Origin of the sequence: Streptococcus mitis (assembly GCF_002096735.1) — a bacterium.
Taxonomy (GTDB): Bacteria; Bacillota; Bacilli; order Lactobacillales; family Streptococcaceae; genus Streptococcus; species Streptococcus mitis_CZ.
In genome coordinates, this window is sequence record NZ_NCVC01000015.1 from 117,555 (window position 1) to 139,006 (window position 21,452).

18 protein-coding genes and 1 pseudogene are annotated in these 21,452 nt (G+C 38.8%); 4 read left to right on the forward strand and 15 right to left on the reverse strand.

The window, feature by feature from the left end; translation table 11 throughout:
• Nucleotides 1-12: 12 nt before the first annotated feature.
• The 8 genes from dltB to B7703_RS04985 all read right to left on the reverse strand — a co-directional run bounded on the left by dltB (nt 13) and on the right by B7703_RS04985 (nt 10,410).
• A complete protein-coding gene (dltB, locus tag B7703_RS04950; protein ID WP_084923860.1) occupies nt 13-1,257 on the reverse strand; it encodes a D-alanyl-lipoteichoic acid biosynthesis protein DltB in 1,245 nt (414 codons plus the stop codon).
• A complete protein-coding gene (gene dltA / locus B7703_RS04955; protein ID WP_070528378.1) occupies nt 1,254-2,804 on the reverse strand; it encodes a D-alanine--poly(phosphoribitol) ligase subunit DltA in 1,551 nt (516 codons plus the stop codon). Before dltA ends, dltB begins: the two co-directional genes overlap by 4 nt.
• Nucleotides 2,805-2,824: 20 nt before the next feature.
• Nucleotides 2,825-2,956 (reverse strand): teichoic acid D-Ala incorporation-associated protein DltX, encoded by a 132-nt coding sequence (locus tag B7703_RS04960; protein ID WP_000813667.1) that lies wholly within the window; start codon nt 2,954-2,956, stop codon nt 2,825-2,827.
• A gap of 310 nt (nt 2,957-3,266) precedes the next feature.
• The gene (locus B7703_RS04965) at nt 3,267-4,445 is read right to left on the reverse strand and encodes a ryptide export MFS transporter (RefSeq protein WP_084923862.1); all 1,179 of its coding nucleotides are present in this window, start codon (nt 4,443-4,445) and stop codon (nt 3,267-3,269) included.
• 227 nt (nt 4,446-4,672) lie between these two features.
• A complete protein-coding gene (locus B7703_RS04970; protein WP_000980817.1) occupies nt 4,673-5,377 on the reverse strand; it encodes an MIP/aquaporin family protein in 705 nt (234 codons plus the stop codon).
• A 69-nt stretch (nt 5,378-5,446) separates the two neighbouring features.
• A complete protein-coding gene (gene glpO / locus B7703_RS04975) occupies nt 5,447-7,273 on the reverse strand; it encodes a type 1 glycerol-3-phosphate oxidase (protein ID WP_084923863.1) in 1,827 nt (608 codons plus the stop codon).
• 41 nt (nt 7,274-7,314) lie between these two features.
• Nucleotides 7,315-8,823: a glycerol kinase GlpK gene (gene glpK / locus B7703_RS04980; protein WP_000076786.1), complete on the reverse strand. Its 1,509-nt coding sequence runs from the start codon at nt 8,821-8,823 to the stop codon at nt 7,315-7,317.
• 159 nt (nt 8,824-8,982) lie between these two features.
• Nucleotides 8,983-10,410, reverse strand: a complete 1,428-nt coding sequence (locus B7703_RS04985; RefSeq protein WP_084923865.1) for an AcpB/EbpR/MafR family transcriptional regulator — start codon at nt 10,408-10,410, stop codon at nt 8,983-8,985.
• A gap of 164 nt (nt 10,411-10,574) precedes the next feature.
• Here B7703_RS04985 and hslO point away from each other — a divergent pair, with 164 nt between their 5' ends.
• From hslO to B7703_RS05000, 3 genes are read left to right on the forward strand one after another with little or no spacing between them, the layout of a single operon-like run.
• Entirely contained in the window at nt 10,575-11,447 is an 873-nt protein-coding gene (gene hslO, locus B7703_RS04990) for an Hsp33 family molecular chaperone HslO (protein WP_000357854.1), read from the forward strand.
• Nucleotides 11,434-12,414 carry a tRNA dihydrouridine synthase DusB gene (dusB, locus tag B7703_RS04995; RefSeq protein ID WP_000183308.1) on the forward strand — a complete coding sequence of 327 codons (981 nt, stop codon included), beginning with the start codon at nt 11,434-11,436 and terminating at the stop codon, nt 12,412-12,414. Before hslO ends, dusB begins: the two co-directional genes overlap by 14 nt.
• Before the next feature lies 1 nt (nt 12,415).
• Nucleotides 12,416-12,961: a cysteine hydrolase family protein gene (locus B7703_RS05000; RefSeq protein WP_084923867.1), complete on the forward strand. Its 546-nt coding sequence runs from the start codon at nt 12,416-12,418 to the stop codon at nt 12,959-12,961.
• A 302-nt stretch (nt 12,962-13,263) separates the two neighbouring features.
• Here the strand turns inward: B7703_RS05000 and B7703_RS05010 are convergent, their stop codons facing one another.
• From B7703_RS05010 to B7703_RS05035, 6 genes are all read right to left on the reverse strand, one after another.
• Complete coding sequence (locus B7703_RS05010) at nt 13,264-15,531, reverse strand: ABC transporter permease (protein WP_084923868.1); 2,268 nt, start codon at nt 15,529-15,531, stop codon at nt 13,264-13,266.
• Nucleotides 15,528-16,205 carry an ABC transporter ATP-binding protein gene (locus B7703_RS05015; RefSeq protein ID WP_023947321.1) on the reverse strand — a complete coding sequence of 226 codons (678 nt, stop codon included), beginning with the start codon at nt 16,203-16,205 and terminating at the stop codon, nt 15,528-15,530. Before B7703_RS05015 ends, B7703_RS05010 begins: the two co-directional genes overlap by 4 nt.
• A gap of 8 nt (nt 16,206-16,213) precedes the next feature.
• On the reverse strand, nt 16,214-16,990 hold the full coding sequence (locus tag B7703_RS05020) for an AAA family ATPase (protein ID WP_084923870.1): 777 nt from the start codon (nt 16,988-16,990) through the stop codon (nt 16,214-16,216).
• Complete coding sequence (locus B7703_RS05025; protein WP_084923871.1) at nt 16,990-17,883, reverse strand: AvrD family protein; 894 nt, start codon at nt 17,881-17,883, stop codon at nt 16,990-16,992. Before B7703_RS05025 ends, B7703_RS05020 begins: the two co-directional genes overlap by 1 nt.
• 98 nt (nt 17,884-17,981) lie before the next feature.
• Nucleotides 17,982-18,587, reverse strand: a complete 606-nt coding sequence (locus B7703_RS05030; protein ID WP_033689555.1) for a response regulator transcription factor — start codon at nt 18,585-18,587, stop codon at nt 17,982-17,984.
• The gene (locus B7703_RS05035) at nt 18,565-20,325 is read right to left on the reverse strand and encodes a sensor histidine kinase (protein WP_084923873.1); all 1,761 of its coding nucleotides are present in this window, start codon (nt 20,323-20,325) and stop codon (nt 18,565-18,567) included. Before B7703_RS05035 ends, B7703_RS05030 begins: the two co-directional genes overlap by 23 nt.
• 129 nt (nt 20,326-20,454) lie before the next feature.
• Between B7703_RS05035 and B7703_RS05040 the strand changes: the two are divergent.
• A pseudogene (locus B7703_RS05040) lies at nt 20,455-20,682 on the forward strand (tRNA dihydrouridine synthase DusB); the annotation flags it as partial.
• A 70-nt stretch (nt 20,683-20,752) separates the two neighbouring features.
• On the opposite strand, the gene B7703_RS05045 reads toward B7703_RS05040, so the two are convergent.
• On the reverse strand, nt 20,753-21,451 hold the full coding sequence (locus B7703_RS05045; protein ID WP_084923875.1) for a hypothetical protein: 699 nt from the start codon (nt 21,449-21,451) through the stop codon (nt 20,753-20,755).
• Nucleotide 21,452: the final 1 nt, after the last annotated feature.

Here is a 21,452-nt window from a genome sequence, read left to right on the forward strand (position 1 = left end):
ATTTTATTTCCTTTATTTTTTAAACCATAAATCATTCAAAAATCCAGAAAAGATCAAGAATGACAGCATGACGACATGGAAGGTGACAACCATGCCAAGCAACTGAATCCAGCGATTCTCAGGTAGAGCAGGCTTCCCTGCTTTTTTCCGTTCCTTATTGAGCGTTTTTTTCTTGCGAATCCAAGCGTCATTGATAACCAGTCCAATCCCATGAAAGAGTCCATAGGCGATATAGTACCAGGTCACACCGTGCCAAAATCCCATAATCAGCATATTTACAATATAGGCCACGCTTGAGGTTACATTGCGATTCTTAAAGACCTTCTTTCTGGTCAACACCATGACCATCCGCATAAAGACAAAGTCACGGAACCAGAAAGAGAGGCTCATGTGCCAACGATTCCAAAACTCTTTTAAATCCCTTGATAAAAAGGGCTTGTTAAAGTTGATGGGGCTACGGATTCCCATTAAGTTTGAGATAGCCAAGGCAAACATAGAGTACCCTGCAAAATCAAAGAAAAGCTCCAAACCAAAGGTATACATAACTGCCAAGGTATAGAGGTTAAAGAAGCCACCTGACTGCAAAGCTAGATTCTTCAGAGGAGGTAGTAAAGTTTCTCCTAAAACATGAGCTAGGATAAACTTATACAAAAATCCCCACATGATATAGCGAACAGATTCATCCAACATATCCATCAACTCATCCCGCTCAGGAATGGTCTGATAATTTTCATTAAATCGCTTAAAGCGATCGATTGGGCCACTCGAGAAAGTTGGCATGAAGAGAAGGAATCGGAGGAATTCCCAGAGGGTAAAATCCTTAATCACTCCATCTCTCAGCTCGATGATAATCCCAACCGAACGAAAGGTCAGGTAAGAAATTCCCAAAAAGCCAAGCAAAGACTGCGTTCCATTGATAGCCGGCTGCACCTTGACAAAGATAATCGGAAGCAGGGACAGAAAACTAACTAGGTAGAAGACACACTTGCCATCCTTACTTTTTCGATAGTGCTTATAGAAAAGCAAGAGCAATATTTCCCAACAAAGGTAAATACCCAAGGCAGCCAATTGATTAGTCTTCCCACCTACCAACATGGTGACGATAAAGAAGAGACTAACCAGTACTTCATACCAGGCAAAGCGTTTCTTGAAAAAGAGACCGATAAAGATGGGCAAGGTTGCAGCAATCACATAGACAAAATACTGAGGATTCCCATATGGCTCTAAATGAGGAAGCTGTTGAAAGAACTCCATCATCTCTTATTCACCTCGTTAATCAATCCTTTGATGTCAATTTTTCCATTTGGAGTCAGTGGCAAACTGTCTCGATAAAGGAATTTAGACGGCATCATGTAGGACATCATGATATCTGTTAAATCTTCCTTGATAGCCTTGGTAATATCAATATCTCGCTCAAACTGCTCACGAACACCGTCTTTCAAGATGACATAAGCCAATAGATTTTGCACCTTGTGGTCTTTATTATAACGTGGCACAGCTACAGCAGACTCGATAAAGCGAGACTTATTGAGGTTTTGAGAGACATCTTCTAACTCAATGCGGTAACCGTTGAACTTAATCTGGAAGTCCATGCGTCCGCCGTAGAGAAGTAAGCCTTCATCTGTCATAGTTCCCACATCTCCTGTATGGTAGGCTGGTAGACCTTCAAACTCAAAGAAGGCTTCTGCCGTTTTTTCAGGATTGTTCATATAACCTTTTGAAACGGCTGGTCCAGAAACAATGATTTCTCCCTGTTCGCCATTTGGCAATTTATTGCCGTCCTCGTCAATGATAAAGGTTGGAGAATCAGCCTTGGTATAACCGATTGGTAGGCGTTTGAGAGTCGCTAGCATCTCGTCTGTCACAGCAACAGCTGACAGGGCTACTGTCGCTTCTGTTGGGCCGTAAGCATTGATAATACGGGCATTTGGGAAACGTTTGCGTAGTTTTTGAGCCGTTTTAACCGTCAATTCTTCTCCATCAAAGTAGAAATGCGTGATTCCAGGCATTTTCTCACTATTAAAGTCTTCTGACAACATGGCCATATCCGCAAAAGAAGGCGTTGATGTCCAGATAGCGATTGGCAATGAAAAGATGGTCGCAAAGAGTTGCTTAAAGTCCTGAGTAATAGCTGAAGGAAGGGCAAAAAGTGTACCACCCAGTGCCAAGGTCGGTGCCCAATACATGACAGACAAGTCAAAAGAATAAGGGGGCTGAGCCAGCATTTGCGGACGACTTGGCGTCGCAAATTCCTTGTCCGTAATCATCCAGTTGGTAAAGCTGAGGAGATTATCATGTGAAATCTGTACTCCCTTTGGCTTACCAGTCGTACCAGAAGTAAAGATAATGTAGTAGTTATCATCTCCCTTGACTGGATGCGTGATCTCATATCTAGACCCTTGAGCAAAGGCTTCTTGAACCTGAGCTAGAGTCATCATCGGCGTAGAAACCTGCTCCAATGGGAAGTCTGAAACGGCAATAATCAAACTTGGCTCCGCTACTTCTAAAATAGCTGAAACTCGCTCCAAAGCCGAATGGCTATCAATTGGAATGTAGGCATGACCTGACTTAGTCAGCGCTACAAAAGTTGCCAACATTTCATATTCTTGGCCACCAAAAACAACCACAGGAGACTTCTCTGGCAAATCCAGTTGATCAATGGCTGCAGCCAAACTATCCGAATCAGCCTTTAAATCTCCATAAGTGTGTTCCTGCCCCAAAACATTGTAAACAGGATAGCTAGGCTGTGTCTGAGCAAAATGCTCAATGGTTTCAATCATATCTACTATTGGTTTATTTGACACAATAGGAATTCTCCTTCAAGTTAAAATTCATTATAGATAAAGCTTCCTTGACCCTGACCAAGATAGCTAAAGAAGTAAAGCAGCCCCAGAAAGATAAGAAAATACAAGGCTGTCCGACCAAGAAAGAGGTACAATTCTTTTCTCTGTTTCATCAAGAAAAACCATTCATTTCTGTAATTTTTGCTAAATAAGATAGACTCTTACTATAGTATTTTTCTACCATTGTACCACTTTATAGGCTAGTTTTTCAATTGTTTACCGTACATTTTCACTAGATTTCAGCTTATTTTAAGGGTTATGCGCTTTTTCTATGTATATTTCAAGTAGAGTGATACTGTTTCAAAACTCCATTTCATGAGAAAATGAAGGAAATCTTCCCATAATAAAACGCACGATATCAAGTTTTTTCAACACCTGATACTATGCGATTTGCTGATTTTTAAAGACTTTTTAACTAGTCTCTCATTTAAAATAATCTCGTCTGATATAAATTAAAATAGCTTCTATCACCAGACAAATGGCCGATATCCAAAAACTGATACTAATACCAAAACTCTCAGTAATATAGCTCATTAGCAAAACAAATACTGAAAATGCTAGTGTCGAAATCACTTCAAGAACGGAATAGACATTAACCAAGTTATTTTCCTCTACTGTTTCCTGAAGAAATACACTTTCAGGAACTTCTTTTAGTTGCGATAACATACCAACTAAAGCTGAAAATACTAAAAACATCTGTGCATTTGGAAAATATAGAATAGTCAGTGTCACTATTGCCATGGCTACAAGAGGAAAAAGAATACTTTCCCATTTAGCAGCAAGAAACTTTTCAGATAGCCGAAAAGCAATTAAGCCACTAATTATAATCCCGATAGAATATGCTGTATTAGAATATCCCCAGTAACTTTCCGTTTCATTTAATAACTCAGTTACAAAGACAAGTATGATAGACGAAACCCAAATCGTATTTGAGAAAATTTCAAATAAATTTGCTGATACAAAAAGTCTTAATCTAGGATCTCTAGCAACTAACTTCCAACCTTTGAGCAAAATTTCAAGATTAGTTTCTGACTCTAGCACCTCCACTTCCGCCTTCGGAAGAAATAACATCAGAAAGCTAGAAATGATATACAAGATTAAAATGATAAACGTGGTAGGTAAGAGACCAATTGTTGCAAACAAGAGTCCACCTAATCCCCAACCCACTAACTGAACAGCTTCACCAGTCATTGACAAGGCTGAGTTAGCCTTACCCAAATCGGTCGCATAGCGTGGCACAATAGCATAGGAAACAGGTGCTGCAAAACCATCCAATATGGAAATCGCAACAACAAATAGATAGATCACCAAAGGCGCTACTGATTGCATTACGGTAAACATTCCTACCAGTATCGCCAATAATATAGTCTTTCCAAATTGGGATAAAGATAAAACCCTATTTAGCGCTATCCTTTTAGTAACTAAAGGAACTAAAAGACTTGCAACAAAAGAGGATATCCCTATTAAAATGGGAACTAGTGATGTGGCAATTACTGATTTTGAAATAATGTATATGTTAGCAATGATTGTTACTCTAAAGAAAATATCTGCTAAATTTGCAAACAATTGAGAGACTAACAATTTGATAAATGAATTAGACATATAGCTCTCCTATCTTAGTTGCCAACTTTGGAATTAAAATTTGATTTTTAATATTTTAGCATAAAATAGCAGAAAACAAAAGTGAGATTTTTCACATAAAAAAGCAAAAACTATTGCCTTTATTCTTCCTATTTTTTGAAGGAATTATTATCGTTGGAGGCTAGCTCTAAGAAGTTATACTCAATGAAAAAAGCCTGAGATACTCATCTCAAGCTCTATTTTCTAAATTAGAAAAGTGAGAATACGAGAACGGCCAAGGCTGCTCCGATAACAGGTCCCACAACAGGAATCCAGGCATAAGACCAGTCTCCGTCTCCCTTGTTTGAAATTGGCAAAATGCTATGCATGATACGAGGTCCAAGGTCACGCGCAGGGTTCAAGGCATAACCTGTTGTCCCACCTAGTGATAGACCGATACCGACAATCAAAGTCCCCACTGCAAAGGTTCCGATTCCTGCTTGAAGGTCATAAAGTCCCAAAGCAAAGATTGTCAATACCAATACAAAGGTGCCAAGGATTTCGCTGATCAAGTTTGATACAGTATCTTTGATGGCTGGTCCAGTACTGAAGGTTGCCAGGATATTTCCTGCATTTTCTTCTGCCTCATAGTGAGGTTTGAATTGCAACCAAACCAAAATCTGACCGAGCATAGCCCCTGCGAACTGGGCTAGGATATAAGGGAAAACGGATGCCCAAGGCAAGTCACCTTTTAAAGCCACACCAATTGTCACAGCTGGATTCAAATGAGCTGGACTGAGTTTTCCAGATACAAAGACTGCAACTGCAACTGCAATCCCCCAACCCATCGTAATCACAATCCAACCTGAGCTGTTGCTCTTGGTTTTTGGAAGAACAACACCAGCAACAACACCATTTCCTAGAAGAATTAGGATTAAAGTCCCTAGAAATTCTCCAAATAATTCATTCATCATCTTTCTGTCTCCATTAAAAAGAAGGGGCGGGCGACAAGGAAGCCTGCCCTCCACCTCTTTGATTTTTTCTTAATTTTTTAATTCTGCTAAATCATTGTTAGCGAGAGCCGCTTCGACATCCGCACGGTAAGTTGCTTTCTCATCTTCTGTCCAGTCATAGAATCGTCCCATTTCATCCAAAACTGGCTCAACGATGCTATCCAAACTATCACGCATAAAGAGCATGTGATTGGTACGACGAAGAAGGAAGTCAACTGGGCTAAGAGCCAACTCATTGCGCATTGCATAGTGAAGTGACAAAGTGTCTGCCAAACTGAGTCCTGGCGCTTGTTCCAAACTATGAGCAAGAGCAAAGACCTTCGGTGCATTTGAACCGTAAAGATTTGCTAGATAGTGAGCTTCCTTGCTATCCAATCCACGTGACACTCCAAGTTGCGCAAAGGCTTCGATTTCTGAGTCCACATTTGCTGGGTTCAATTCTCCACCTGAAACAGGGTAAGTCTTAGAGTTGATCAGTTTAAAGCTACGATCAAATTCTGATTTGAGGATATCAACCACGCGCTCCATAGCTCCTTCAGCCATCTTACGGTAGTCTGTGATTTTACCACCAGCAAGAGTCAAAAGGCCATTATCATCACGGTCCAAGCTAGAACCACGTGAAACTGCAGATGGATCCAAATGTTTTTCAGACGTACTGCTTTCAAGCTTGCTGACAGCAGATTCAACATCTTCACGCGTTTTTTCTTTCGATAGATAAGCTTCGACAGTCGCAATCAAGCTATTGAAGCTCTCATCACTAATGGTTCCGTTGTTTCCACCATTGTAGTCAGAAGCGCTATTGCCTGCAATCAATGGACGAAGACCAGCCCAGCTGCTTTCGATATCGTCAATAGTGATGTTAGCTTCTGGGAAGCGGTTGTTGACAATGCCAAGTAGGTAATCTACATCTTCCTGCGTCACTTTTGGATGTTCTAAATCTCCTGTGTAGTCTGTATCGGTTGTACCGAAGTAAGTCTTGTTTTCACGCGGAAGTACAAAGACCATACGGCCATCACCCAAACCTGTATCAAAGTAAACTGGTTGAGAAACCTTGATTTTGCTTGAATCCACTACCAAGTGAACTCCCTTAGTTGGACGCATTTGTGAGAATTGGGTTCCCTTATTAGACAAATTACGCACCTTGTCGCTCCAAGGACCTGTTGTGTTAATCACCAGACGCGCCTTGATTTCAAAGACTTTGTCTGTCAACAAATCACGAGCTACGACACCTGTAATCTTGCCACTTTCGTCAAAGAGGAAGCCTTCTGCCTTCACATGGTTGGCAATGAGGGCACCATCTTGATTGGCACGTTTGATGTTTTCGATCACGAGACGTGCATCGTTGTTACGGAAGTCAAGGTAAACCCCACCTCCTACCAAACCTTCTTTCTTCAAGTTTGGCTGGCGTTCCAAGACTTCTTCCTTACTCAAAACCTTGTTAGCAGCTGGTGTGTTGTTGACACCTGCCAAGAGGTCGTAAAGATCCATAGCTACTTTAAGACGGAAGAGGCTAAAAGTAGCTCCATCTTCATCGTAAACTGGCAAGAGCATTGGGTCTGGTTTCGGAATGTGTGGAGCGATTTGTTGAACCACTGCACGTTCAGAAACTGTATCTGATACCACTTCTACATCAAATTGCTTAAGGTAACGTAGTCCTCCGTGAACCAGTTTTGTTGAACGGCTGGATGTTCCTTCTGCGAAGTCCTGCATTTCAATCAAACCAGTATCTAGACCACTAGCTGCTGCCTGCAAGGCTACACCAGCCCCTGTAATTCCTCCACCGATAATCAAGAGGTCCAAGGTACGTTCTTGCATTTTTTTAATTGATAATTCACGTGTTTTCTTTGAAAATTCCATATTTACACACTTTCTAACTAAGTCGCTTTATTCTTCCAGTATTAGTCGTCTACTTCCGCAAAGACTTGGGTTGCTTTCACAGCTTTCTTCCAGCCCTTGTAGAGTTGTTCCTTGCGAGATTCGTTCATAGATGGCTCGAAGAGCTCTCCTGTCTCGTTCAAGAGTTTCAACTCATCCAAGTCTTTCCAATAGCCCACTGACAAACCTGCTAAGAAGGCTGCCCCCAAAGCTGTTGTTTCCAAGTTTTTGGCGCGTGCGATATCGATTCCCAAAATATCAGCTTGGAACTGCATGAGGAAATTGTTCATAGCTGCACCACCGTCTACTTTTAAGACTTGAATAGCTGTCTGAGCATCCACTTGCATGGTGTCGATGATGTCACGTACTTGATAAGCAATAGATTGCAAAGTCGCCTTGATAAAGTCTTCTTTAGTTGTTCCACGAGTTAAGCCAAAGACAGAACCTCGAGCGTTTTGGTTCCAGTATGGAGCACCTAGACCTGTAAAGGCTGGAACGACATAAACTTCATCATTATTGTGAGAATCACGAGCGTATTTTTCAGATTCTGGTGAATTTTCAACCATGCGAAGACCGTCACGAAGCCATTGAATGGCACTTCCTGCGATGAAGATAGAACCTTCCAAGGCATAGTAAACCTTGCCATTGATTCCGTAACCAATCGTTGTCAAGAGGTTATTTTCAGACAACTGCATCTCTTCACCAGTATTCATGATGATGAAAGAACCTGTTCCATAAGTATTTTTAACCATACCAGGTTCAAAGGCCAACTGCCCAAAGAGGGCTGCTTGTTGGTCCCCAGCCATACCTGAGATTGGCACTTCTCCACCGTAGAAATGGAATGGCGCTGTCTTACCGTATATCTCAGAGTTAGAACGAACCTCAGGCAACATTGCTTTAGGAATGTTAAGGATTTCCAAAATCTCATCATCCCATTTGAGTTCTTTAATATTGTAGAGCATAGTACGAGCTGCATTTGAGTAGTCCGTCACGTGAGCCGCACCGTCAGTCAACTTCCAAACTAACCAAGTATCGATAGTACCAAAGAGCAATTCTCCTTTTTCTGCTCGCTCTTGAGCGCCTTCTACATGATCCAAAATCCAACGAACCTTGGTAGCAGAGAAGTAAGCATCAATGATCAAACCAGTCTTTTCATGGAATTTTTCCACATAACCTTGACTTTTTAGTTGTTCAGCCAAAGGTGCTGTCTGACGTGACTGCCAAACGATTGCGTTGTAGATAGGAAGCCCTGTTTTCTTATCCCAGACAACAGTTGTTTCACGTTGGTTGGTAATCCCGATTGCTTCGATTTGATTTGGCTTGACACCACTTTCGATGAAAGCACCCGCAATAACTGACTGGACTGAGTTCCAAATTTCATTGGCATTGTGCTCTACCCAACCTGCCTGAGGGAAAATCTGGGTAAACTCTTTTTGACTCGAGCTAACTTTTTCTCCTTTTTTGTTGAAAATGATAGCACGAGAACTTGTAGTTCCCTGGTCAATGGCCATAATGTATTTTTCTTGTGACATGTGCTGTCCTCCTGATAAAGATCTTGAGGATGTTTCCTCTTTACACTTACTAGTATACAAAATAAAGCGCTTTCTTGTTTATCAACTTTTTTTAATTTTTTAAAAAATGTGAGGAGATTGTATGAATTTCACAAAAAAGACCTGGAACGACCAAGCCTTTTAAGTGAATAATAACTGACGAATCCCTGCCAAATCTTCCAAATCCAAGTCGTTTTTTAAATAATAAACTGGGGTCTGTTCCTTCTTATGAATCGGATTATTGGTAACCAGCAAATCATAATGCCGAGTACAATCATAGGCTTCAATGGTAATAAAACGATTGTATTCCAAATACCGTTTCAAAATGGCTGCCATCCTTGAAAAGACAAGAAAACCAGATGTCAAATCCAGACCAATTCGCATATGCTGGCCACCATTTTCAGCCATATATTCTATCAACTGGAGCCATTCCCAGAGAATTTTCTTATCCAAATCCGTCTCCTGCTGAAAGGCAGGTAGAGCATGAAAAATCTCCTCTGCCGTTCCCCTAAAATCATGTTCCATCAGCAAATAAGGATGACGATTCTCTAACTGGTACTTATAGCGGTCCTGTAAGATATAACCCTTATATAGATAGACTTGAGCACAAAGCTGACTGAGTTCATAGGTAACGTGATCCTCTGTATAATCACCCAGTAACTCCTCCTTCTTCATTTCTTGAATCAATTGCGTCAGCAAATCTGCCAACTGCCCTCCAAAACCAAGGATATACTCCATAGTATGAAGAGGAAGAATGCGATGAGATAGGAGGAAAGAGAAGAAAATCATCATCTCCCCATCCTCAGTTCCTAGAGGAAGGTGTTGCCCCGCAAAAAAGGACGGAGCCTTTCTCAGCAAACGAAGGTAGAAAATATTGTCAAAATAGCCTCGCATTTTCTCTTCTATCACTTGGAACTGACAGGCATTGACCCGAAGACGCTGTTGACTGATGTGGGACCAGAGAACCAAGTCTAACTTCTGCCCCGAAGACAAGCTTGCACCACAGATTTCTTCTAAACTGGCAATCTCCTGTTTTCTCTCTGGTTTCTGCATATGGCCTTCCCATTCCTGACTGGACCAGACCTTGCGGAAAAGACAGAAATAGAAATAGCGAATCTGATGCTCTGGACCTCGCCAACGTCCATTTTGAATAGATAAATCAAATTCTGACAAAATCTGATTTAAGCTAGCTAAGTGACGACCAAGCGTAGCCTCGCTAATCATCAATTCTTGAGCCAGCTGATGGGCTAAAAACTGTTGGTGGTAGAGAAGATAGACCAAAATCTGATATTTAACAGCATTCTCCAAAAACAGGCTCCGAATATCTCTTCCCTTGGTAGTTGCACCGATCGATAGACGCAGATTTTCATCTTCTAAATGAATAGTCAGCTCTATGCCACTATCCAAAGCCTTGTCATTGAGCAGGGTGACATATTTGGTTAGGGTTGCTTTTGAAAATCCTGTTTCCTCCATTACAGCCTTGACGGTCGTCTGAGACTCTTGTAATAGAAAGGAAAGGATTGAAAATTGGCCAGATTCAGCCTTTTCCATCAAATCTCCTAAATACATTTGTTACCCCTTTCATTTTCTACCTTAAGCATAGCATAAATCTTACAAATGCTGAAATAATCTGTTTCTCTTTTTATTTTCATGCTGATTTCCTAGTTCATTATCCTGAAAATCAGCAAACACACGGCTCCCCCTTTGGACATTTTTATGCTAAAATAGTAGCTATGGATAAAATTATTAAAACAATATCAGAAAGCGGAGCCTTTCGTGCTTTTGTCCTTGATAGCACAGAAACAGTCCGCACTGCTCAAGAAAAACATCAAACCCAAGCTAGCTCAACTGTAGCGCTTGGTCGAACTCTTATCGCTAGCCAGATTCTCGCAGCCAATGAAAAAGGAAATACCAAACTAACAGTTAAAGTGCTGGGCTCTAGCTCTCTAGGTGCCATTATCACGGTCGCTGATACCAAGGGGAACGTCAAAGGCTACGTTCAAAATCCTGGTGTTGACATCAAAAAGACTGCAACTGGTGAAGTCCTAGTTGGACCTTTTGTTGGAAATGGTCAATTCCTCGTTATCACAGACTACGGTACTGGAAATCCTTACAACTCTATGACTCCCCTCATCTCTGGGGAAATCGGTGAAGACCTGGCCTTTTACCTGACCGAAAGCCAACAAACCCCTTCAGCAGTCGGCCTCAATGTCCTTTTAGACGAAGAAGACAAGGTCAAGGTTGCAGGTGGTTTCCTAGTTCAAGTCTTGCCAGGAGCCAAGGAAGAAGAGATTGCTCGCTTTGAAAAACGCATCCAAGAAATGCCAGCTATCTCAACTCTTCTCGAAAGTGAAGACCATATCGAAGCCCTCCTCAAGGCTATCTACGGTGACGAGGCCTACAAGCGTCTTTCTGAAGAAGAAATTCGTTTCCAATGTGACTGTAGCCATGAGCGCTTTATGAACGCTCTTGCCAGCCTTCCAAGCTCAGACTTACAGGAAATGAAAGAGGAAGATCACGGGGCAGAAATCACTTGTCAATTCTGCCAAACAACTTACAACTTTGATGAAAACGACCTGGAGGAACTCATTCGTGACAAATCTTAATACACCCTTTATGATTGGCAATGTTGAGATTCCCAATCGTACCGTTCTAGCGCCTATGGCTGGTGTGACAAACTCAGCCTTTCGTACTATTGCAAAAGAGCTCGGAGCTGGACTCGTTGTCATGGAAATGGTCTCTGACAAGGGAATCCAATACAACAACGAAAAAACACTGCACATGCTTCATATCGACGAAGGCGAAAACCCTGTTTCTATCCAACTCTTTGGTAGCGATGAAGACAGCCTAGCACGCGCAGCAGAATTCATCCAAGAAAACACCAAAACCGATATTGTGGATATCAACATGGGCTGCCCAGTTAACAAAATCGTGAAGAACGAAGCTGGCGCTATGTGGCTCAAGGATCCAGATAAGATTTACTCTATCATCAACAAGGTTCAATCTGTCCTTGATATCCCACTTACTGTCAAAATGCGTACCGGCTGGGCTGACCCGTCTCTGGCAGTAGAAAATGCCCTCGCTGCTGAAGCTGCAGGCGTTTCTGCCCTCGCCATGCATGGCCGTACCCGTGAGCAAATGTATACAGGTCACGCAGACCTTGAGACCCTTCACAAGGTCGCTCAAGCTTTGACCAAGATTCCATTTATCGCCAACGGTGACATCCGTACAGTTCAAGAAGCCAAGCAACGCATCGAAGAAGTCGGTGCTGATGCAGTTATGATTGGCCGAGCTGCCATGGGAAATCCTTACCTCTTCAACCAAATCAACCACTACTTTGAAACAGGAGAAATTCTACCTGATTTGACCTTTGAAGACAAGATGAAAATTGCCTACGAACACTTGAAACGCTTGATTAACCTCAAAGGGGAAAATGTCGCAGTTCGTGAATTCCGTGGCCTCGCTCCTCACTACCTCCGTGGAACATCTGGCGCTGCCAAACTTCGTGGAGCTATTTCACAAGCTAGCACCCTAGCAGAGATTGAAGCTCTCTTGCAATTGGATAAGGCTTAAAATGGTTCATACTGCTCTACTTGTTATCGATATGCAAAAAGCATTTGATAACCCTATCTGGGGAGAACGGAACAACCCTCAAGCTGAACAACAAGCATTGAGGGTACTGGCATACTTTCGTAAACACGCTCTTCCAATCTTACATGTTCAACACATATCTGACAATCCCCAGTCGCAATTTCATAACAAACAAAATCAGGAGTTTAAAAGTGGATTTGAACCAGTCACCTCAGAACCTATCTTTCAAAAAACGGTTAATAGCGCCTTCATTGGAACAAATCTTGAAACATATTTACGAAAAAATCAGATTTGTCATTTAGTCGTTGTTGGTTTGACCCTGCCTCATTGTGTATCTACTACGACACGAATGGCAGCAAATCTTGATTTTAAAGTCACTTTACTAGCAGATGCCACTGCCAGTTTTACCCTATCTAACAAAAACGGTCAGGCCATCTCTCCTGAGACTATCCATGAGATTAATCTCCTTTCTCTACAAGATGAGTTTGCTCAAATTCTTACTACAGAAGAATTTTTAACCCAAGTATAAGTATAAAATAATCCGTCAACTCTTATTGAGCTGACGGATTTTGAATGCAGTAATGCAGTGAACCGAAACACAAATAGGTAAATTTAGACCTTATACTCTTCGAAAATCTCTTCAAACCACGTCAGCATCGCCTTACCGTATATAGGTTACTGACTTCGTCAGTTCTATCTACAACCTCAAAGCAGTGCTTTGAGCAGCCTGCGGCTAGCTTCCTAGTTTGCTCTTTGATTTTCATTGAGTATTAGAACTGATGATTAACAATTATTCATAAATGTCTATAAATTCACTCAGAACTGACTATACTAGTCTACCCCCTTTAGAGCACTAATCATGTCAATCTTTCTCATACGAAGACTAATAAAATAAGCAGTCCCTAAAGATGTAAACCAAACCAATAACGTAGCAGAAGCAAGGACATACATACTGATATAAGCGGTATACTCAATTCGAATCGTCGAAAATGTTGCTACATATTCTTTCAAAAACCATATGCCTAAAGGAATTCCTACTAGCCAACCAATAAAGGTAGTTAGTATAGTCTCAAAAAGAGTTACCATCTGTAGATATTGATTAGAAAATCCTAATACTTGTAATGTAGCATAGTCTCTCATTCTCTCTACAAAGTTTAAAGAGCCCAGATTATAGAGAACAATAATAACAAGTAATAAGGCAAAGCCAATAATCATTAGAAATACATTCATCAAACTAGATACAAAATCATAGGCATTTTTTTCTTGGCTCCCTTTTTCAATGACAGATAGAACACCTTTGTCTTGCTTAATAGTATCTTCGTCCACCTCCGGCCCAACTAATAAAGTATGTGGAGTAAAATCTCCCCCTGCTTTTTCAAAGACTCTAGCATGAAGATAGGCCCCTTGATTGGTTTCACTTGTGACAATCCCTTTTACTTCAAACTTGTAAGTATGACCATCTTGATAGGGAGTCACATTTAAAAAATCTCCGACTTTAATACCTGCTAAACGGGCAAATGATCTAGTTACATACAAACCATCATCTTTCAAAGAATCAGCACTCTCTGTTTTTGCTTGGATCATATCTCCATCATCAAATATAATCAATAAACGGTTGTAGCCATCATCTGGATTAAAATGTGCCTGTGAAATTTGTACACCTTGCCCACCATATCTAGACTTAGAAGATGTATAATCCGCTACGGTCAGTCGTTTTGAATAAGAAAAATCTTCATTGTATGCCTTATCAACAAGATGATTCATGGACACAGGCATACCAATTCCAGCAATCAGTAACATCATACTTCCTGCAACTCCCACGATTCCCATCAAAACTCGAATACGATTAAACGAGGCATCCCGAATTGCCCATCTAGAAGGATAAGAAATTCGTTGCCAGATAGAGGAAAATCTTTCCACAAAAACAGATTTAGCAACTTTTTCTTTACCTCTTAAAAATATTGCTGGTAAGCCTCTAGCTGACTCTCTAGAAGCTAAATAGGCAGCTAAAACACAAATAATAATGACTACAATACCGACAACCATTGATGAAGACGAATAAGATATTTGCCAATTTGGAAGTGTAAACATTGACTTTTGAGTTTCTAGTACAAACCATGACATCAAGGGAGAAATAGCAAAGCCTGCGAAACTTCCTAATAAACTTACTACTAAGCCAAATAAAATATAATGTAAACTGATAGCCTGATTTGAAAAGCCTAAAGCCTTTAATACAGCAATCTCTTTTGTTTGGCCATCAATCAAACGCTGAATGGTTGTAAACATAGCCAAAATAGCTAACAAAATAAAGATAAAAGAAAATAAGTAAGATAAGTTTCTAATTTGCCCAACTCGATCGGTAGCTTCTGATATTTCAGTTAAACTTTTTTGATCTTGATAAGAAACTAAATCGCCCCCAAAAATAGACTCTAAATCTCCTCGCAAATCTACCTTAGAACCGTAAATTTCTAAGGCATTATCTGACGATAAACCCAGAATTCCTTTTGCAATTTCATTATCTGCAATATAACCATAGGCATCATTGTCAGGATTTGGAGCTATATATTCCATACTACCTGTAAAATAAATCTTATCTGTTGCCTGAACAAATCCTACAATTTTTAAATCTATCTGTTCTCCTCTTGATGAAATAGAAATTGAATCTCCAATCTGTAAACGATTCTTCTTCGCATAATTCCCATCAATCCAAATCGAATCTTGTTTTCCTTCAGAAAAACGACTTCCTTCTGTTACTGTAACCAGTTGATTATCTGTAATCGTTTCAAGATTGATTCGTCCGTCAGTCTTGTCTAAACGAACAATATTAGCAAAGCCTTTCTTTTTACTGACAACTTTTTCAACAGAAGATAATTGTTCAACCTGCTTGATTTTTGATTCATCAATTTGTCTCGCTTGAACCCAAACAACAGGAAGTTCAGATTGTTTCAGATAACTCTCTAGACTCTTTTCAAGTCCATGCCAAGCTCCTTGTAGACCTACAAAGATTAATACACTTAATAGAGACATCAGAAAAACAGAGAAAAATTGTTGCCAATTTTGCCGAAGATCTCTTAATAATTTTATATGAAGATACCTCATCCCAGCACCTCTTCATTATTCTCTATTTTTTCAATACTTCCATCTTTCAAATATATAACTCGATCTGCAAATTTAGCAAACTCTCTATTATGTGTAACCATTACAACTGCAGCATTCCCATTTCTAGAAACTTCCTTCAATAGAGTTAAAATACTATCACCTGTCTTTGAATCTAACGCTCCTGTAGGTTCATCACACAATAATAGACTAGGCTCTTTAGCCAATGCCCTTGCAATTGATACACGTTGCATTTCACCTCCAGAAAGTTGATTAGGAAAATTATTTTTTCTATGAAGTAAACCAACTTGAGCTAAATACATATCAATTTCTTTATTGTTTTTCACTAAATTTGCTGCAATACCTATATTCTCCTTGGCTGTTAAACTTGGAACTAAGTTATAAAATTGAAAAACAAAACCAATTTTATCTTTTCGATAAGCAGATAATTCCTTGTCCGTAAACTTTGTTACTAGTTCCTCATCAAATATAAAGGTTCCTGATGTCGCACGATCCATCCCACCAAGTAAATTTAGTAACGTACTTTTCCCTGAACCTGATGGACCTAAAATAACTGTAAATTTCCCTTTCTCAATAGAAAAACTAACTTGATCTAAAGCACGAACTTCTTGCTCTCCTACCTTATAAATCTTACTAATATTTTGAAACTGAATCATACATACTCCTAATATCTTGTCATAAATTTTATTTTTTCCTTTAATGTAGGCTCTTCATACTGTTCTATGATACGTTTAGATACTGCTTCCCTGTTTTCTCGTATAACCTTTTCAGCTAAGGAAATAGCCTCATCTACTGGAACAACTATTGGCAACTCATAATGTTGAATGATCTGATTTAACCGTTCTTTCTGACTACCTTTGACACAATAAGGTGTCAGACCCAAATTCCTATAAGCTTCATATAATTCCTCATCTGATAAATTTCGATACTCCTCAGATACTGGTCTATGCCCATCTGGATCCATTGCAAACTCTACTGGTAAATGAACAACATCTGTATACCACAATTTCGCATGATTATTAGAGACAACCCCATAGGCAGTCAAATATTTTTTGAAAAATGTTCGACCAGGAATACCTAAAATAGATTTCATCAATCGATGAATGAATGCTGATCCTGGGTTAATTCCTACCCTCATTCGAACAGTCCCGTAAATCCATTCATTCAATACTGAACCATCTGATAGAAAACTTCCATGTTCCTTGTATAAAATTCCTTCCGTACGAATTCTCTCTTCAAAACGCTTTAGCCCTAGTGCCATTAATTCGGTTGATGACATATCCTGAAATCTTCTGCCAGGATATAAATCTGTCAAAATTTCCCTCGCAGATAAAGCGTCAATTAAGGGAAGTCCCGTTGCAATCGAAAGAGCTGTAGCAGTTGTTGTCTTACCTGTAGAATAAGTTCCTGATATGACTAACCTTAATTCTCTATTTCCCATCACTGTCCCCCTCCATCAGGTAATTTTTGAGCTATTTTACTTTTAAAGACTACCTTATGATCTATATCATATCCGGACATTTCGTAGACTTTCCAATACTCTTCTCTAATTTTTAATAATCTATTTTTTGAAACACTACCACTAAGCTCTACTACTCCGTTCAAAATTGGTGAATTCAAGTCTGCACTCACTTGCTTCATCCACATGGTATTGCTCTCTTCTCGAGATATCTCTTCTATATGGTAGGCCAACATCTCTGCCATTTGAGAAAAAATAATCAGAAGTTCTAACAAACTATAATAATTCTTTTCTAGACTACCTACACCACTATATTCAATATCTTTGATCAATACTTGCTCTGCTTTACAAGATATACTACTATCTGAAAACTCAACATCGTATATATCATGTTGTCTATCTCTCAAATGAGTTGATAAAAAATCTCTACCTTGTTCTCCTATAGCAGCTACATTTTCCATACATTCTAATAATTGATATCCTAAACAAACTTTCATATCCATTACCAAGCAATCAAATTCAATTACTTGGTTCGTCATTTTGAAATTTTGTAATTCTAATTTTAAATTTACCAATTCTTCTATAGCTTTTATCCCTGACTTTATCTCAAAATGGCTTAACCTATACTGATTTAAGCTCACTCCCATTCTTTTCAGTATTTCACTTCCAAATAAATGTGCTAATACTATTCCATCTAATGTACTCAGGTGCTGCTGTATAATTTCAGATTGTTTACTAGACCACAAACCTTCTTGATGAAGAGACCCAACCCCTTCTAAAATATTTTTCAACTTAACTTCATAAATCGTTCTCTTATGTCCTCTACAAAAATAGCGATTTTTATTGTCTCCAAGTAAATAATCTACTGTTAGCATATCCTTCTCCAATCTGTTAAACTTACTCTATATTAAACAAAAAAAGACAAGAAAGAATCCGTAATTTACGAAAACCTTCTTGCCTTTTTAGGATAAAATTATAAAGACACTAGATTTAATCGAATAGCCTCACGTACAGCTCCAACTCTACTCGTCACTCCCAACTTTGAACAAATATTTGAAACATGGGTATCTACTGTTCTCCTGCTGACAAATAAACTATTTGCTATCTTTTCATTAGAATATTCTTTTACAATAAGTTCCAATACACTTAACTCCGTATCTGTCAATAGATTATTTTCTTGCTTTTCTAACAAACCATCTGGGATAACATGATTGCCCTTATAAACAGCATAAATTGCACTTTTAACATCCAAATAAGAACTTTCTTTGGGTAAAAAAGCTTGAATCCCAAAGTCCATCGCTCTCTTATGTAACAAAGTGTCATAAAATCCTGATAAAAGAACTATCTTGGGAACTGTATTCAGAAATCTATTTATTTGACTAATAACATCAAATGCCGTTACTCCTTTCAGCATAAAATCCATAACTAGCACATCTACCTTTTCATGCTTGAGACAAAGAAGTAAATCTGCTACTTCTGTATAGGAACCAACAATTTTAAAATCATCTTCCTTTAAAAAATAGTTCTCCAATCCTTGTAATACTAAACTGTGATCATCAATCAAAACCAAACGAATCATTTTTCTTCCCTTCTATAGGTATTCGTATCTTCACACTTGTAGGTTCTATATTTATCTGAACAGTTCCCCCCAATAAATGAACCTTCTCTACAATTCTATTTAAACCAAAATGATATTCATTAGACTGATAGTTTCCCTTAAAAATACCATCATCTATAACTACAATTGATAAAATCTTTTCTTTTGTAGATAAATCTACAGTAATTTCTCTAGCATTCCCATGAAGAATACTATTATTTACTAGTTCTTTAACTGTCCTTAATACAAACGTGCCCACTTTATCATTAACTTTTTCTTCATCTATTGAAAAAGTTGTCATAATCGAAACAGTTTCCATCTTCATGAATTGGTTTAATATGCTAGTAATAGATTCTTTCAGGCCTAATTCATGCACCATTAAAGGATAGATATTGGAACATAAATCTCTTAATTCAAAGACAATATCATCCAACATCTCTAATAAAGCTACCCTATTAATTTGTTCACTAATTTCTAACTGCTTTTTATAATAAATAACCTTCTGAATTGTAGTATCATGTATAAACGTTGCAATTTCTTCCCTCTCCAATTCAGTAGCTACAAAAGTATGAAAACTACTAAAGATTCCCTCCATTTTATGGCTAATCAACATCATTTTTCTTATTTCAGGTAACAAAGCTAGCGAAAAAAGAAAAGTGTAAAGAACGAAAAAAATTGGAGAAAATTCTCTTAATAACAGACTAAAAAGAATAATTAAACTAGTAAAAAAAACGGCAAATATCAAGTTATATATGAACGGGTTCCACTTCCAAGCAACATATATCATTCGCTCTAGTATCAAGTTATTTACAATAGAGAACAAAATAAGCAACAATAGAGGAATACTATAAATAAACGAAACTTCCTTACCAATCGGAAAAATATATCCAAAAAATAGAGGAAATAAGGCAAGAACTGCTAAAAATAAGGTATGAATTGGCAACATTTCTCTTATCTGAGAGTAACTTATAAGCATCTTTAACAGCAGGATAACTAAAAAGAAAAATACTAAATAAAATACCCCCCTAGAAAAAAAGATAGTCAAAAAATCAATGGGCTGTATAAGATTATAAACAAACAAAAGTTGAGTGATGAGTGAATAGCCCAGTATAATACGAGAAAAGTTAGAAATGGTTGAACCTTTTATCTTCAGGACTAACACCCTAATGAAAATATCCATGAATAATGGAAATAAAGTCAAGTATGAAATTAATAGACTACGACCAAATACATCTCCTATACTTGATGGAATAATCGATAATAACATCAGACTAGTATAAATAATAAAATAAAAATATCGTTTTCCAGTTTTTCCTCTACTTCTCCCTTTTATGTATAAGCGAAATAACAGTAGAATCAGAAAAGCAATGATTGATAAAACAAGAAAGATAATTTGGCTTGATCTCCCAGATTCTATTATTAAAGTCTTTGAAATTCCCCTATCTAACACTGTCACAGAATGAAGCGGTTCAACAATTAAAAATCGAGATAATAAGAAATTACTATCTGGATTCTGATCGTCTATTTGTATAATAGATGACCCTATTATCTCTTGATGATTTGCAAAGCTTCCCAGATTATGGACTTGTCTAACTATCCACTCATTCTCATGTTTATCTACGGTGATTCCACTGTACGTTCGGTTAAAAATTGAAAACGAAAAATAAAGAAAGAAAATAAATAACAAAACCAAAGAAAATCGAAACATTTTTGACTTCATTGTTTGTAACACTCCACATTTCACTTGATATTGATGTTTATTCTACCATTTTTTCATTCAATAAGACAGGTTTTATAGTTAAATTTATTCTTTTTTCTTTCGAGATATAACTGATACAATCTTCTGGTAGGTGAAATCCTACCTGATTTGACTTTTGAAGACAAGATGAAAACCGCCTACGAGCACTTGAAACGCTTGATTAACCTCAAAGAGGAAAACGTAGCAGTTCGTGAATTCCGTGGCCTCGCTCCTCACTACCTCCGTGGAACATCTGGCGCTGCCAAACTCCGTGGAGCCATTTCACAAGCTAGCACTCTGGCAGAGATTGAAGCTCTCTTGCAGTTGCATAAGGCTTAATAGATTAAAACCCGTAACTCTCTTAAAGTTGACGGGTTTTTGATTGTAAAAATTCAAATACTGAGCGCTATTATTGATTCAAAGCAACACTGGAAACCTTGCCATCCGCTCCTGTTGTAATTTGGATGACTTTCCCTCCACCGATTTTGGCATTATACTTGCCATCATCAAGAGTATAAGAATAGCCTCTAATAGAGTAGTTTTCTTTCTTTCCATCAGCAGATTCTACTGTGAATTGACCACCTGATGAAACTGTAATGGTTTCGCCATTGGCACCCTTCCAGTTGCCCGCTGCAGCTGAGAAATCACCGTCTACCATGGTTAAAACACCCTTGTAGCGTTTATTTTGCTCTGCTTGCTTGTCTTGAAGTTTGCGGTCAGTTGTAGGATCATAGCTTGATTGGTTAGACTGGGCTTGAGGAGCTTGTTGAGTTGAAGGAGTCTGAGCAGGAGTTTGTTGACTAGCTGCTTGTTGATTAGACACTTCTTGACCTTGTCTTTGCTCTGGTGCTGTCGCCGCTTGTGATGGCGTTGCAGTTGCTGAAGATTGATCCGTAGATGCCTTGGCCTTTTCAGATGAAGCTGAACTTGAGGACTTCTGAGTCTTGCTTTCTTTGCTAGCAGAAGCTGCTTTAGAGCTTGATGATTGGCTTGTCTTAGCAGAACTGCTTGCTTGAGTTGTTTCCTTTTTATTTCCACAAGCCCCTAATAGTAGGGTAGAAGCTAATACAGTTGCTGTCATCAATTTGATATAGGTTTTCTTTTTCATT

Coding starts and splice junctions, on each gene's coding strand:
- dltB (WP_084923860.1), bottom strand. CDS start 1,257: ATGATGGAGTTCTTTCAACAGCTTCCTCATTTAGAGCCATATGGGAAT.
- B7703_RS04985 (WP_084923865.1), bottom strand. CDS start 10,410: ATGTATTTAGGAGATTTGATGGAAAAGGCTGAATCTGGCCAATTTTCA.
- B7703_RS05030 (WP_033689555.1), bottom strand. CDS start 18,587: ATGATTCGTTTGGTTTTGATTGATGATCACAGTTTAGTATTACAAGGA.
- B7703_RS05020 (WP_084923870.1), bottom strand. CDS start 16,990: ATGGGAAATAGAGAATTAAGGTTAGTCATATCAGGAACTTATTCTACA.
- glpK (WP_000076786.1), bottom strand. CDS start 8,823: ATGTCACAAGAAAAATACATTATGGCCATTGACCAGGGAACTACAAGT.
- B7703_RS05000 (WP_084923867.1), top strand. CDS start 12,416: ATGGTTCATACTGCTCTACTTGTTATCGATATGCAAAAAGCATTTGAT.
- B7703_RS04965 (WP_084923862.1), bottom strand. CDS start 4,445: ATGTCTAATTCATTTATCAAATTGTTAGTCTCTCAATTGTTTGCAAAT.
- B7703_RS05025 (WP_084923871.1), bottom strand. CDS start 17,883: ATGCTAACAGTAGATTATTTACTTGGAGACAATAAAAATCGCTATTTT.
- B7703_RS05045 (WP_084923875.1), bottom strand. CDS start 21,451: ATGAAAAAGAAAACCTATATCAAATTGATGACAGCAACTGTATTAGCT.
- B7703_RS04960 (WP_000813667.1), bottom strand. CDS start 2,956: ATGAAACAGAGAAAAGAATTGTACCTCTTTCTTGGTCGGACAGCCTTG.
- B7703_RS05010 (WP_084923868.1), bottom strand. CDS start 15,531: ATGAGGTATCTTCATATAAAATTATTAAGAGATCTTCGGCAAAATTGG.
- hslO (WP_000357854.1), top strand. CDS start 10,575: ATGGATAAAATTATTAAAACAATATCAGAAAGCGGAGCCTTTCGTGCT.
- B7703_RS05015 (WP_023947321.1), bottom strand. CDS start 16,205: ATGATTCAGTTTCAAAATATTAGTAAGATTTATAAGGTAGGAGAGCAA.
- B7703_RS04970 (WP_000980817.1), bottom strand. CDS start 5,377: ATGATGAATGAATTATTTGGAGAATTTCTAGGGACTTTAATCCTAATT.
- B7703_RS05035 (WP_084923873.1), bottom strand. CDS start 20,325: ATGAAGTCAAAAATGTTTCGATTTTCTTTGGTTTTGTTATTTATTTTC.
- glpO (WP_084923863.1), bottom strand. CDS start 7,273: ATGGAATTTTCAAAGAAAACACGTGAATTATCAATTAAAAAAATGCAA.